Source organism: Bacillus sp. FSL H8-0492 (genome assembly GCF_038006145.1).
Lineage (GTDB): Bacteria > Bacillota > Bacilli > Bacillales > Bacillaceae_G > Bacillus_A > Bacillus_A mycoides.
This window is the reverse complement of the sequence record NZ_JBBOUP010000001.1, coordinates 2,761,528-2,775,385: the sequence shown is the minus strand read 5'-3', so window position 1 is coordinate 2,775,385 and position 13,858 is coordinate 2,761,528. Positions and strand designations below refer to the sequence as shown.

The window sequence follows — 13,858 nt, the reverse complement described above, 5'->3', positions numbered from 1 at the left end:
ATTAATAAATAAATTTTACAATATTTATCATTTGAATTTAACCTATTTCCTTAAGAATTCTTTAAAAAATAATTTGGATACTTTATTTGAAGGTATGGTTTACGAATTAAACAACCTTCAAAAATATAATAGTTGAAATTTGTTGGTTTTAGAATGAAGAAATTAGGCTCAATATACCAATTTAATTATTCATAATTGAGTTGTGGTATAATTTACATACAGGGGGAAAGTAGATGACACAACATAAAGAAGAGCAAATGAATGAGGCATTAGCATTATTTTACTTTGCATATAAAACTTTTACAGAAAAACCAGATGAAATAATAAAAGAGTATAGTATACAGCGTGTACATCATAGAATTCTGTTTTTTATCGCTCGTTTTCCAGGGCTTAGTGTAAATGAGCTGCTATCACTTTTAGAAATAAGTAAACAAGCTCTTCACGGACCGTTGCGCCAACTGTTAGATAAAGGACTTATTGAGAGTAATGAAGCTGCACATGATCGTCGTGTGAAACAGCTGTCTTTAACAGAAGAAGGAACAGACTTAGAGAAAAAACTGAGCGATGTTCAAAGAGAACAAATGGGAGCTATTTTCTCACAGTTTGGCGAATCATGTGAAGAAAATTGGCATCAAGTTATGAATGAAATGGCAAATAGCCGTTCAGGATTTGATGCATGGACGTCTAAGCGTGAAATACCAGTAGAATAAAAGATAGAAACAGTATCTTGTTTTGTAGTTTGAAAAATCATAAATTTTTATCTGTATATTTGGCAACTATGGATAAAAAATTCACATTGCCAAAAACTTTATATGTGTACGTATTGAAATTTTAAAATTCATATTTCCGAGAGGGGAATTATAATGATAAAACTTGTACTCATTCGTCACGGACAAAGTTTGTGGAATCTTGAAAATCGATTTACAGGATGGACAGATGTGGATTTATCAAAGAATGGATTAAGTGAAGCGAGAGAAGCAGGAACAATATTAAAAAAGAATGGATATACATTTGATGTTGCGTATACCTCGGTACTAAAACGAGCAATTCGTACATTATGGATTGTACTGCATGAAATGGATCTCACTTGGGTCCCTATACATAACTCATGGAAGTTGAATGAACGCCATTATGGTGCACTACAAGGATTGAATAAAGACGAAACTGCAAAAAAATATGGAGATGAACAAGTTCATATTTGGAGAAGAAGTATAGATGTGAGACCGCCTGCACTTACTGAAGATGATCCTCGATATGAGGCGAACAATCCAAGATATAAAACGTTAAAAAAAGATGAATTCCCATTGACTGAATGTTTAGAGGATACGGAGAAAAGAGTAGTTGATTATTGGCATTCAGAAATTGCACCGTCATTAAAAAGTGGTGAGAAAGTAATTATTTCATCGCACGGTAATACAATTCGTTCGCTAGTGAAATACTTAGGCAATCTTTCAAGTGATGGTGTGGTTTCATTAAATATTCCAACTAGCATTCCGCTTGTTTATGAGTTAGATGAAAAATTACGTCCGATTCGTCATTATTACTTAAGTATGGATGGAGAAGTACCTGAAGGGGAAATTCCGAAACATATTTCTTTTTAACATGAAAATTTGAAACACATGCTTGTCTACATATACAATGTAGATTCATGATAAAGTGAAACTTTAATCAGTGGAGGGTGTTCATCCCGCACTGATTATTAGCCTTCACCAATCGGGCTTTTATGGGCAGTTGATCCCTCACCTAACGTCTTTGCTTTCGCTGAATTTTGAGGTGGGGGGTCTTACTGCCCGTTAATGCGGGATAAAAGACGTGGCCTGCTTCTAATGTATATGCGATGGTGCTAACTTTAGAAGGTTGTCCACGTCTTTTGTCATAAAGAGAGCTGTTTGTGCATGTAATGGTATCGTGAGTAGTTTTGGAATGGAGGGTGATGTGATTGACGATCTCTAACATTCGAATTGGCTTATTTATTTTAGCAATCGTCTTTATTGTTCTTGTTTTCTTTTATTGGAGAAATGAAGAGTTGTACGAGGAGAAGAAACAACGAATTCGAAAAACGTGGTACGGTTTGTTCATAACATCAGTCACAGTTTATTTCATGATAAAAGGAATAGATTTAACCCTCTGGAAAAATCTTTTAATGTTTACTGCGATGGTAATTTTCGTTGATATTGCATTCATTTTGACACCAAATATTTCAGAAATATGGGGCGCAAAATTCAGCGATATTGGAAAGACGGTCCAATCAATTAAAAGGTCATTAATTGCTTCAAAAGCAAGAGGAGAAATATATACGACAATTATTCAAAATGTGAATCCAACAGCCTTTGGGACAATGGAATGGCATACGGAAGAGGAATATACAAAAAGCTTAAACACATTTTTAGATTCATATGGGGAAAAGATTGGTGCGAAAATTGTTGTATTTGAAGCGGTGAAGGAATTAAATACAAACTTTCGTGGTATCCGCTCTCAATTTAGTATTATTGTTCCATTAGAACACATCGAGCAATTGAATGAGCAGAAAGCGGTGCAAGTAGAAAATGTCGGAATTATACCAGCAAAAATAGTTAGTGATGTTTTCATTGTTATTGATGGGAAGAAAAATAACCTTCAAGATCGAGATTTTGAAAATGTATATAATTTAACAATTCATCATAGTTATTTTAGTAAATAAGGACAGAATCTTTTTCTGTCCTTTTCACCTATACATAAAGGGAGAACAAATTCAGACAAGCTTGTATAAAATTGGACAATCATTCCTACACTAGCACGTAGAGGTGATTGTAGTGATAAAAGATTATGACAATGATTTTTTTAAAGAAGATAATGAAGATACAACAGATTTCTCTTTAATAAAAGGAGATACTTTGCAGCAAGTAGAAGAGTTAGAAGAAGAATTAAAAAGAAAATGATACGTGTACACTCTGTCTGCATTTGCTATATAATATAAATAAAAGGTTGTATCTTTTTGAAAAGGGGGAGAAGAGATGGCAGAAGTAAATGCTCAAAAATCTTCGTTTTTTAAAACTAAAAAAGAAGAATCAAATACAGATTTCTCTCTTGTGAAAGGTGCATTAACAGAAAATATAAATCGTTTAGAAAAACTTATGGATAGTAATAGTTCGAAATATGCTCGAGTGAAAAAAATACAGGAAAATGCATAAGAGCATTTTCCTGTATTTTTTTATTTTGCATTAAACTTTTCTTTTACTTTTAAAGGTAAATCCGCTTTTTGAATTTCTTCATAGGATTTTACTTCAATCGATGATATTTCATTTTTATCTTTATTTTCTTGGTCTACATAAATGCACAAAAATGCCTTTTCATTTAATTTTTGATCGTTTGATTGTTTTTTACTTCTAAATGTAATTTGTTTTCTTACTCGATCTTCATCATATGCCGGCAATGTGTAGTTCCGTAAGTTTCTAACTTCTATCTGTTCAATAAACCCTTCACCTTTTATCTGTACGTAATATACATCCTTACCGATTCTATTTAGAGAAGCTCTTTCGCACCCGATAGTTAAGTTGCAAAATAATAAACTTAGTGTAATAACAGATAAAAATTTTTTCATTTTCTCCTTTAAATTATGTATTTAAAGTATGCGGTTATTTTTTAAATAGAAAAATCGATTTTGATTACAGCACTCTTACAATCTTGTAAGAGTATAGCTTATTTACACTAAATTAAAAAATATGAGGATGGAATGAATAGGTTATAATGAATTTTTGAAATCTTAAAATAAAAGTAAAATAATGAATCATGGTATAATAATAAAGGACGTACATATTATTTTGTCAATTGGAGAGGAGCTTAAAAATGTATTCTACTTTAGAACAATTAACAAAGCACCCTGTATTTTATCATTTTGCAGAAATTTCAAAGATTCCTAGAGGATCAGGTAATGAAAAAGAAATTAGTGATTACTTAGTGAGTTTCGCAAAGGAACGTAATTTAGAAGTTATTCAAGACGAAGCGTTAAATGTCATTATAAAAAAAGAAGCTACTTCTGGTTATGAGAATGTTCCAGCTATTATCATTCAGGGGCACTCTGATATGGTGTGTGAAAAAAACCAAGCGACAGTTCATGATTTTGAGAAAGATCCAATTGAATTAAGAATTATTGGAGATATGTTATATGCAAACGAAACTACTTTAGGTGCTGATAATGGTATTGCCGTTGCATATGCATTAGCATTATTAGATTCAACAGACATCCCGCATCCAGCTTTAGAAGTTGTTATTACAACTGAAGAAGAAACGACAATGGGCGGTGCATTCGCTGTTGATTCAAATCATTTTGATGGAAAAATATTTATTAATATTGATTCTGAAGAAGATCATAAATTACTAGTGAGTAGCGCAGGTGGTGCGAAAGCAGTTGAAACGATTTCAGTGATTTGGGATGAAGCGTCAGTAGATATGGACACATACCGACTATATGTTGGGGGACTTAAAGGTGGACATTCTGGTTTGGAAATTGATAAACAACGCGGTAATGCGAATAAAGTATTAGGACGAGTTTTACGTGATTTATCACTTCACATTCAGTTTAATATGAGTGAAGTTCATGGCGGCTTAAAAACAAATGCAATTCCGCGTGAAAGTGTAGCTACAATTTTATTACGTGCAGAAGATGTACAGCAAGTAGAAGAAAAACTAAAATCATGGACACGTATGTTACAAGAAGAGCTACGTGCTGTTGATCCGGATGTTCATGTTTCACTTACAAAAGTAGAAGAAAAGGCGGGAAAAGTCTTTTCTAAAGAAACACAAAAACAGCTTATTTCTTCATTATTCTTAATTCCAAATGGTATACAAAGTATGAGCATGGATATTAAAGGTCTTGTAGAAAGCTCAACTAATTTAGGAGTTATTCAAACACTGCAAGATGAGATTAAATTACGAAGCGAAGTGAGAAGTTCTGTAAGTAGCTTAAAACAACATATTGTAGAGGAAATTAAGTATATTGCGGAATTAGTAGGGGCAACATTTGAAAAAGAGTCTGAATATCCAGAGTGGCCATATAATCCTAATTCGCCTATCCGTAATTTATTCGAAAAAGTGCACCAAGAAAAATACAGCAAAGATGCTGAAATCTTCGCAGTACATGCAGGAATTGAGTGCAGTGTATTTGTTCAAAAAATGCCTGAGTTAGATGCTATTTCATTCGGTCCAGATATCTTTAATGTTCACACTCCAGATGAACATATTAGTATTTCTTCTGTTGTGAATAACTGGGGATTTTTCGTTGATGTAATGCAGGGAACGAAAGAATTAGCTAAGTAATAAAAGACGGAATAAAAAGCAGCCTAAATTTATAGGTTGCTTTTTTGTATAGAATTTTATGTGAAGCAAAATAATGGCCAAGAAATTTACCTATTGTTGATTTAAAATAAAGTTTGATAAAAAGATCTATTTTGCAGAGTATCTTTTTCTTCAACAATCGGGCCATTTAATTGAATAAGACTACACAAAAAGTCGTTTTCCCTTACCTAAGGAAAGCGACTTTTTAGCTTGATTTCCCCCTTGTTATCAAGCTTTTTACTTTAAGTTCCTTTGACTAATAAGGTTTACTTAAGTAAAATAAGGTATATTATATTTGTTGAATAGATTCTCTTTAAAGATAAGAAAAGTAGGTGAACAAAGTGGGGAAATATCAATTGGATTACAAAGGTCAGGCAGCTGTGGCAAAGTTTCATGAAAAACAGACGCCTGCCAAATTTGATAAAAAGCAGCAACTTGAAAAATTGCGTGCGGAGTATTTGAAAAAGAAGCAAAAACAAACAGATAAATAATATGTTAAGTTTTTCTGGATTTTCTGTATATAGTGCAAACTAACACAAGAAAATAGGTAAGTTATTCATCGTTCAAATATATACAGGCTATTTTTTCAAACCTCTTACTTAATGAACTAACGTATGCGTTAGTTCATTAAGAATAACTAAAAAGTCGATTCCTTGAGATGGAAATCGGCTTTTTAAATAAGTGACATTTCCTTAGCGTTGTAAATCCGCATTTTCCTGACGCTACCCCAAGAAGTAATTGAGGATAATGTATCTACCACAGTCGGGCGCTTTAATTGAGTAAGGTTCACAAAATCATCAAACTTTTTTCTATTCGCTCTTTTATCAAGGTTTATTAAGTTAATTTAATCAAACTTTATTCAAAAGCTACACCTATGTAAAAGTTCTGCTGTAATATTATATCCTCTTGATAAGGAGAAAGTATTACTACACAAGTGTCATGTGAATTTCATGTACCGTAATTTAAATAAAAAAATAAAGAGTTTCAAAAAAAATATAAAATGGTTTTCTTGTCCGCATTCTCGGATTTATTATAACTTGGTTAATTTGACTTGTGTAATTTATTACGTTATGATTTTTCATTATAACTGAAAGGCTTGAAGATAATGATTCGTCGTTTGAAAAAGTTTAAAAATGTCGCTGTCGTATTAAGCTTCTAAGTAAATTGCAAAAATCTACAATACTTAGAAGCGAGGAATATAGTTATGAAGCATCCATTATTTAATCATTGGTCTGAAACAAAGTATTTAAAAGATATAGTAACAAATCCACTCATTGAAGTAGGAGAGTACTCCTATTATTCAGGGTATTATGGAAATCAAAATTTTGAAGATGGTTGTGTAAGGTATTTATGGGGCGATGCTAAGTCCCAAGCACTTTTCAATCCAATTGAACAGATGGGTTGGCATCTTGATAAACTTATTATTGGAAATTATGTTTGTATTGCAAGTGGCGTTATCATTTTAATGGGTGGTAATCATAATCATCACTCAGAATGGATTACAGTGTATCCATTCGCTGAGCAAATCGGACAATCTTATGAACCAAAGGGTGATACAGTCATTAAAAGTGATGCCTGGATTGGTATGAATGCTACAATAATGCCTGGCGTTACAATCGCTGAAGGTGCAATCGTTGCGGCAGGATCTGTCGTATGTAAAGATGTTCCGCCATATACAATAGTGGGCGGTAATCCTGCTAAGGAAATAAAAAAACGGTTCACTGATACAGAAATTAATATGCTAATGGAAATGCGTTGGTTTGATTGGGATAGAGAATTGATTGAGAAGGCAATTCCTCTTTTATCTAGTCCAGCCATTGAACCATTATTTACTTTTTATAAAAATGAAGTGAAAAATAAATAAATCAGCTAGAAAAACTACATTCTATATGGGATGTAGTTTTTTTACTACAAAAAAACTAATAGTTTAGATGAAGAAGAATTCATATTTGGTATGAGTCTAGCAAATAGTTGGATTTAATAATTGAAATTCTTAATATCCAATAAACTAACGCTAGTAGTAAAGTCTGTATAAAATAGTTGGCAATTTTAATATCTGATTAATATAGCACTTACAATATATTTTTTGTGAAATTGAAATGAAGTAGCAAGTTATGTTAAATTAAACATTATTCCAAAGTCACGAAGATAAAAGTCATTAAAATATTGTGTTATGGTTTCTTATATCAACGCACTAAGTATTAAAATTTTTTGAAAAAAACAACAAATATATGCTTTGTTTTATATTAATTGCATTTAAGGATGCATGTAATATATCAACTCTATTAAATAAATTAAATATAAAAAGCCAAACGAACTTTAAAAATCACACTGCCATTAGAGGAGAGAAAGATATGAATACAATCATGATTGTAGAAGATGATATAAAAATCGCTGAATTACTGGGAACGCATATTGAAAAATATGGATACCAAAGTGTTATGATAGAGGATTTTGAAAATGTTTTAGATACATTTCAAAAGATTAAACCAGATTTAGTGCTATTAGATGTAAATTTACCCAATTTTGACGGTTATTATTGGTGTCGCCAAATACGAGCTATTTCTACTTGTCCAATTGTATTTCTATCTGCAAGGAGTGGAGAGATGGATCAAGTTATGGCTTTAGAAAATGGTGGTGATGACTATATTACGAAACCTTTTTATTATGAAGTTGTAATGTCTAAAATCCGTAGTCAACTCAGAAGAGCATACGGTGAATATGCTCCTAAAGTAAAAGAACGAATAGTTGAGCAATCAGGACTATTCCTGTTCCCAGAAAGAATGGAACTTCAACTAGAAGATAAGACAATTATACTTACTAAAAAAGAAACAACTTTATTGGAAATATTGATAACAAAGTCTCCACTTCTTGTAAAACGTGAAGTGATTTTGGAACAACTATGGGATAGTTCATATATAGACGAGAATACATTGAGTGTAAATATAGGGAGAATTAGAAGGAAGTTGCAAGATTTAGGTATTGAAAATGCACTGGAGACAGTTCGTGGTGCTGGATATCGTTTGCATGCTACTTGGGAGAAGGAAGGAAAGGAATAATGAAATTATTTTTACAAGAACATATTCCACTCATTTGTTATACATTTGCCCAATTGCTTATCATTCTTTTTATATATTGGTTTGATGGTTATCCACATATTTTGACAGCAGTATATTCTGTATTTTTGGGTGTTTTTTTATTAATGGGTTATCTAATATATCGTTATTATAGTCATCGTTCATTCTACAAGCGTCTATCAACACCAATGGAAACGTTAAATGAGTCAATAAAAGATAGTGATTTGACGCCATTATCAATGGCCTTAGATAAATTACTACAAACTCAATATCAATATTATCAAAACCAATTAAAAAAATGGGAACGAAAACAACAAGAACAAATGACCTTTATGAATCAGTGGGTTCATCAAATGAAAACACCTCTTTCTGTTATTGAGTTAATTACACAAGATGCAGATGACTCTCGATTTGACAGTATTAATGAAGAAACGGAAAGAATAAAAAAAGGATTAGAAATGGTCTTATATGTTGCTCGTTTAGAAACATTTGAACAAGATTTTCATGTAGACAGATTGCAATTATTGGGAATGATTGATTCTGTTATTCATGAAAATAAACGTCTGTTTATACGTAGTTATGTGTATCCACAGGTAAAAGTAGATCCGAGTCTTATTGTAGAAACAGATAAGAAGTGGTTTCGATTTATACTCAATCAAGTGCTGTCAAATGCAATTAAATATTCATCAAGTAAGAAAGAGAAAGTAATAGTATCGGCGTATTCCAAAGGACGAGCAATTATTTTGGAAGTAAGAGATTATGGAGTGGGTATCCCTACTGCGGATTTACCACGTGTTTTCCATCCATTTTATACTGGAGAAAACGGTAGAAAATTTAAAGAGTCTACTGGCATGGGATTATATCTTGTTAAAGAAGTATGTGGAAAATTAAATCATAAGATTGAGCTAGAATCTGAGGTAGATAAGGGAACAATAGTTAGAATAATATTCCCGTATGCATCTCGTTAACCGATGAAAGGTAAACTTTTCATCGGTTTTTTCTTTTGAATCTTACAAACTTGTTAGATAAATGTTAGGGAAATCGATATGAGACATACTATATATAGGTTACACTTCATGTATCGAAAAGAGAAATGGAAGGTGAAATACTTGTGGAGATACTACATGTTTCAGATTTAGGGAAAGTTTATCCTGGGAAAATTTCATATACAGCATTATCCCATATTGATTTAAAAATAAACAAAGGTGAATTTGTAGGAATTATGGGGCCATCTGGGAGTGGTAAAACAACGCTATTAAATATGGTGTCTACTATAGATGCTCCAACATCAGGAGAAGTAGTAATTCATGGAGAAAATCCATATCTGTTATCTCCAGATCAGTTGTCTTTATTTCGGAGACGTGAATTAGGGTTTGTTTTTCAATCATTTAATCTCCTTAATACATTGACAGTGAAAGAAAATATTGTTCTTCCACTTACGCTTGATGGTGTAAATCCTAGAGAAATGGAAAGGAAAGTGGAAGCTATTGCTGAAAAACTTGGGATAACTGAAATATTAGATAAACGTACGTATGAAATTTCTGGGGGACAAGCACAAAGAACCGCAATCGCGCGTGCTACTATTCATAATCCAAAATTATTACTTGCAGATGAACCTACAGGAAATCTGGATTCAAAATCAGCGCGTGATGTGATGGAACTATTGACAAGGCTTAATAAAGAAAATAGCACAACGATGATGTTAGTGACACATGATGCAATGGCTGCAAGTTATTGTGATCGAATTGTGTTTATCAAAGATGGACAGTTATACAATGAGATTTATTGTGGAGATAATCGCAAAGTATTCTATCAAAAAATTCTAGAGGTTTTAGCATTGTTAGGAGGAAATGCAAATGACTTTTCGACAGTTCGCGTTTAATAACGTCATTCGAAGTAAACGAACATATTTGGCTCATTTTTTAAGTAGTACGTTTGCTATTATGATTTTCTTTACTTATGCATTACTTGCATTTCATCCTAATTTACAAGGCGATCTTGCTACCAGTGTAACAATCAATACAGTTGCAAAGTCAGGACTACAGATATCGCAGGGGTTAATATTTTTCTTTTCATTCTTCTTTATCCTATATTCTGTAAGTGCATTTTTAAAAACAAGAAAAAAAGATTTTGGAATTCTAATGCTACATGGGATGTCACGTTCACAGTTGAATAAATTAGTATTTATTGAAAATATAATAATTGGTATCGCTTCTATTTTAACAGGAATTACAATTGGAATGGCGTTCTCTAAGTTTATCTTAATTATGAGCAACAATCTGTTAATAATTGATAAAGGACTCCCATTTTACATGCCCTTTAAAGCAATTGGAATAACATTTGGAGCTTTCTTCTTACTATTTTTATTTATTTCACTTTTCACTACTCGACTAGTAAATGTAGAGCAATTAGTAGAATTAATAAAAGCAGAGGAAAAGCCAAAGCCTGAACCAAAAGCATCCTTTTGGCTATCTTTATTCGCACTTATTAGTATTGGATTAGGATATACGGCTGTTTTCCATAGTATTAACGCAATTCAGTACAAGGGTTCGAATTATGTATTATTCATGATGGGGGCAGGGGTGAGCTTTGTTGTACTTGGAACGTACTTCTTATTTACCCAGCTCAGTGTGTATGTGTTACGTGCATTAAAGAAAAGGGAAAATATTTTCTTTAAGAAAACAAACATACTAACCATCTCAGATTTAGTGTATCAATTAAAAGATAATGCAAAAATGTTTTTTATGGTCACTATTATTTCTACCGTTGCCTTCACTGCAGTGGGGACTTGTATGGGATTAGGCAACTCATCCATGGCTGAATCGGAAAGTCCTTTTGCATTTTCTTATCAGTCTTATAATAATAACCATTTAGAAAAAGAACATTTAAAAAAAATAGAAAGCGAACTCCATGATGGTGAGTTTAATTTCAAACAGGTGACTTATTCAATAAAACAAATTCGAGATACTCTCTATAACAGTAATTTATTATCAACCGTTATAAAATTAAGTGATTATAATAAGTTAGCTAAGGCATTTGGTTTTGAAAAAGAAAGCTTAAAAGATGGAAATGATAGTGTTGTCATACCTTCAAGAAAAGTTGCTAATACAAAATCTAATCAAAATAACTTTCAATTGTTGTATAGAGATATAAAAAAAGATATGCATGTAAATAAAATACTTACTCCGAAAGAATTACAAGATACAAGAGTAACGATAATTATTGTACCAGACGCTGTATATAATCAAATGATACCGGATCCAGAGAATTACTATTTTGAAAACACTATTAATGGTTTTATTGTGAAAGATTGGGAGAAAACAAAAAAAGTTGCGGAAAATATTGTAGCTGCTTTTCAGAAGGATAATAAAGGTATAAATGAGCATATAGTAGACAGCGAAAAATATACATTTTCGGCTTTAATTCTTACATGGATAGAGATGAGGCAAGGGTTTGGACTTGCATCTATCATGAGTGTATTAATAGGCATTGTTTTCTTTACGTTTGCCGCAAGCTTTTTATATTTCCGGTTATACACAGACTTAGAACGAAATCAGCAGCAATATAAAATGATAGCAAAGGTCGGTTTAAGCAAACCGGAATTAAAGAAAGTTGTGTCACGTCAACTTACATTGTTATTCTTTTTACCAATTTCAATAGCGATTACACATAGTACGGTTGCTTTTATGGCCTTACAAAAGTTAGCCAATTTTTCAGTCTTGGGTAGTTCAGTTATGGTATTAATTTGTTTCTTAGTTTTGCAAATTATATACTTTTACTTTGTTCGTTCTCAATACTTGAAAAAAATGTATAAAACGATTTTTTAATTCAAAAATAATTAAAAGAAGGAGAATATAGGTTGAAAAAAAGACTAAGATTATTAATAGTAGCAGGTATTTCTATTACCATGTTAGGAGCATGTTCATTATTTGGTGCAAAAGATTCTCCAGCAAATGGACTTGCAATAGAGGTTGGCGAGATAGACGAACAAACTAGAAATTCTATAATAGATTTATACAAAGATATAACTATATCAAAAGACTTATATGCAATAAAAAAAGGGACCATAGAAAATAAAAAACACAACATAAAGCTCCCAGCGGATTTTGGGGATTCTAATAATAGTGAAGTGCTATTTATAAGTAAAACAACTGCTGAAAAAATGAATAAAAAAGGGCTTATACGTGAGAGAGATAATAATAGTGGACTCACATCTTCAATTCCTCTGGATTCTTTACACAAAATAAAAAAAGATGAAATTATTTTATTTGCAAATAAAGAATATAAAGACTTGAAAGAACTAACATTTGATGAGAAAAAAATGAATGTTCAATATAAAGGGGATGTATGGCTATCTCCATATCGTGGTGGATCCAACGTGATCCTATTAATTGTAGATGATACATTATTTAAAGAAATAAATGGGAAAGAAAAAACAAGACAATTTCTATCTTTTAATAAATCTTTTGGGAATCTTAATTTAGTCAATCAAGGGAAAGCACCCGAATTAAGAAAGGAAATAGATAAAGTGAATACGGCTTTAGGCACTGAGGACAAGAGAGCCGTCAATTTTGTAAATATTACAGAAAAGTAAAAAATTACGTCTATATGGATAGAACCAGCACCTTCTATATTTATTGATATTTTGTAATATTAAAAAATATAGAAGGTGCTTATTTACCTTGGAGCTGAAATGAAATTCGTTTTACTTAATTTTAAATTTTGCAATAGAATTATTCTAGCAAATAACTTTTTATGATTTACTACTTTATACGGAATTACATCGTTAAGATGTATCTCACAAATAATTTTTCCAACAGATCATGGATGTGGTGTTTAATATTTCTGTTGGTATAACAAATAATATTATTTAATATTGTTCATCGGAATATAAAACGAAATTTTAAAGAGTATCTAAATATATCAAAATAGAACGAATTCAAAATTTTATATTCAATCAAAAAAATTTATAATACACGATATTCGAAACGCTCAATGGATACGGATTTAATTTGGGGACAAGCGAGATACGTGTAAAAATATGTTATAGACTTACTTTTATTATGAATTAGATTTTATACTTTTAGAGAGCGCCATATATGCTCACTTAATGAAAATATCCTTTGTAAACTACGTATTTCCCTCTATTCCTGCAATATGTTTTTTTATTACACCTTCTATATTGCAATTTAAAAAGCAGAATGTATGTCTCGATCTACATATCAGGTGATTGGCATGGAATAACTGCTTTAGAGTTGATTCCAATAGGAATCAATATCTAATTTTGTTTTTTATTATTTGTACTAGAATCAATTATGAAATAATCTCCCCATTATGGTTTGGTTTTTATAGATTATCTTAAGAAAAATTAAGAAATATAATCAGTAGTTCTTAATATGTTTTATTTATAATTCAAATGATTACACAAAATTGTTTCTTCATTCTAAAACCGTAAATTTCTAAGTGTA

The 13,858-nt window shown here is 31.5% G+C and carries 14 protein-coding genes; 13 read left to right on the top strand and 1 reads right to left on the bottom strand.

What is annotated here, in order from left to right; translation table 11 throughout:
* Positions 1-233 precede the first annotated feature (233 nt).
* The 5 genes from MHH66_RS14270 to spoIISB all read left to right on the top strand — a co-directional run bounded on the left by MHH66_RS14270 (position 234) and on the right by spoIISB (position 3,170).
* Positions 234-710 carry a MarR family winged helix-turn-helix transcriptional regulator gene (locus MHH66_RS14270; RefSeq protein WP_002017049.1) on the top strand — a complete coding sequence of 159 codons (477 nt, stop codon included), beginning with the start codon at positions 234-236 and terminating at the stop codon, positions 708-710.
* Positions 711-863: 153 nt separating this feature from the next.
* Positions 864-1,601 carry a 2,3-diphosphoglycerate-dependent phosphoglycerate mutase gene (gene gpmA, locus MHH66_RS14265; RefSeq protein WP_063219370.1) on the top strand — a complete coding sequence of 246 codons (738 nt, stop codon included), beginning with the start codon at positions 864-866 and terminating at the stop codon, positions 1,599-1,601.
* 338 nt (positions 1,602-1,939) lie between these two features.
* On the top strand, positions 1,940-2,680 hold the full coding sequence (locus tag MHH66_RS14260) for a type II toxin-antitoxin system SpoIISA family toxin (RefSeq protein ID WP_002017051.1): 741 nt from the start codon (positions 1,940-1,942) through the stop codon (positions 2,678-2,680).
* A gap of 112 nt (positions 2,681-2,792) precedes the next feature.
* Positions 2,793-2,918 carry a hypothetical protein gene (locus MHH66_RS14255; RefSeq protein WP_000588712.1) on the top strand — a complete coding sequence of 42 codons (126 nt, stop codon included), beginning with the start codon at positions 2,793-2,795 and terminating at the stop codon, positions 2,916-2,918.
* Between the two features lie 75 nt (positions 2,919-2,993).
* Positions 2,994-3,170, top strand: a complete 177-nt coding sequence (spoIISB, locus tag MHH66_RS14250) for a stage II sporulation protein SB (RefSeq protein ID WP_003189253.1) — start codon at positions 2,994-2,996, stop codon at positions 3,168-3,170.
* 20 nt (positions 3,171-3,190) lie between these two features.
* Here the strand turns inward: spoIISB and MHH66_RS14245 are convergent, their stop codons facing one another.
* Positions 3,191-3,580: a YxeA family protein gene (locus MHH66_RS14245; RefSeq protein WP_078185888.1), complete on the bottom strand. Its 390-nt coding sequence runs from the start codon at positions 3,578-3,580 to the stop codon at positions 3,191-3,193.
* Positions 3,581-3,825: 245 nt separating this feature from the next.
* Between MHH66_RS14245 and MHH66_RS14240 the strand changes: the two genes are divergently transcribed.
* From MHH66_RS14240 to MHH66_RS14205, 8 genes are all read left to right on the top strand, one after another.
* Positions 3,826-5,295: an aminoacyl-histidine dipeptidase gene (locus tag MHH66_RS14240; protein ID WP_016126945.1), complete on the top strand. Its 1,470-nt coding sequence runs from the start codon at positions 3,826-3,828 to the stop codon at positions 5,293-5,295.
* Positions 5,296-5,654: 359 nt separating this feature from the next.
* Positions 5,655-5,804 carry a hypothetical protein gene (locus tag MHH66_RS14235; RefSeq protein WP_002069316.1) on the top strand — a complete coding sequence of 50 codons (150 nt, stop codon included), beginning with the start codon at positions 5,655-5,657 and terminating at the stop codon, positions 5,802-5,804.
* 713 nt (positions 5,805-6,517) lie between these two features.
* On the top strand, positions 6,518-7,177 hold the full coding sequence (locus MHH66_RS14230; RefSeq protein ID WP_063219373.1) for a CatB-related O-acetyltransferase: 660 nt from the start codon (positions 6,518-6,520) through the stop codon (positions 7,175-7,177).
* Positions 7,178-7,667: 490 nt separating this feature from the next.
* The gene (locus MHH66_RS14225) at positions 7,668-8,372 is read left to right on the top strand and encodes a response regulator transcription factor (protein WP_002085517.1); all 705 of its coding nucleotides are present in this window, start codon (positions 7,668-7,670) and stop codon (positions 8,370-8,372) included.
* Positions 8,372-9,358, top strand: a complete 987-nt coding sequence (locus MHH66_RS14220; RefSeq protein ID WP_063219374.1) for a sensor histidine kinase — start codon at positions 8,372-8,374, stop codon at positions 9,356-9,358. Before MHH66_RS14225 ends, MHH66_RS14220 begins: the two co-directional genes overlap by 1 nt.
* Positions 9,359-9,501: 143 nt before the next feature.
* Positions 9,502-10,272, top strand: a complete 771-nt coding sequence (locus MHH66_RS14215; protein ID WP_002141793.1) for an ABC transporter ATP-binding protein — start codon at positions 9,502-9,504, stop codon at positions 10,270-10,272.
* Positions 10,247-12,217 carry an FtsX-like permease family protein gene (locus tag MHH66_RS14210; protein WP_063219375.1) on the top strand — a complete coding sequence of 657 codons (1,971 nt, stop codon included), beginning with the start codon at positions 10,247-10,249 and terminating at the stop codon, positions 12,215-12,217. The genes MHH66_RS14215 and MHH66_RS14210 overlap by 26 nt, the downstream gene beginning before the upstream one ends.
* Positions 12,218-12,249: 32 nt before the next feature.
* Complete coding sequence (locus tag MHH66_RS14205; RefSeq protein WP_002127435.1) at positions 12,250-12,984, top strand: lipoprotein BA_5634 family protein; 735 nt, start codon at positions 12,250-12,252, stop codon at positions 12,982-12,984.
* Positions 12,985-13,858: the final 874 nt, after the last annotated feature.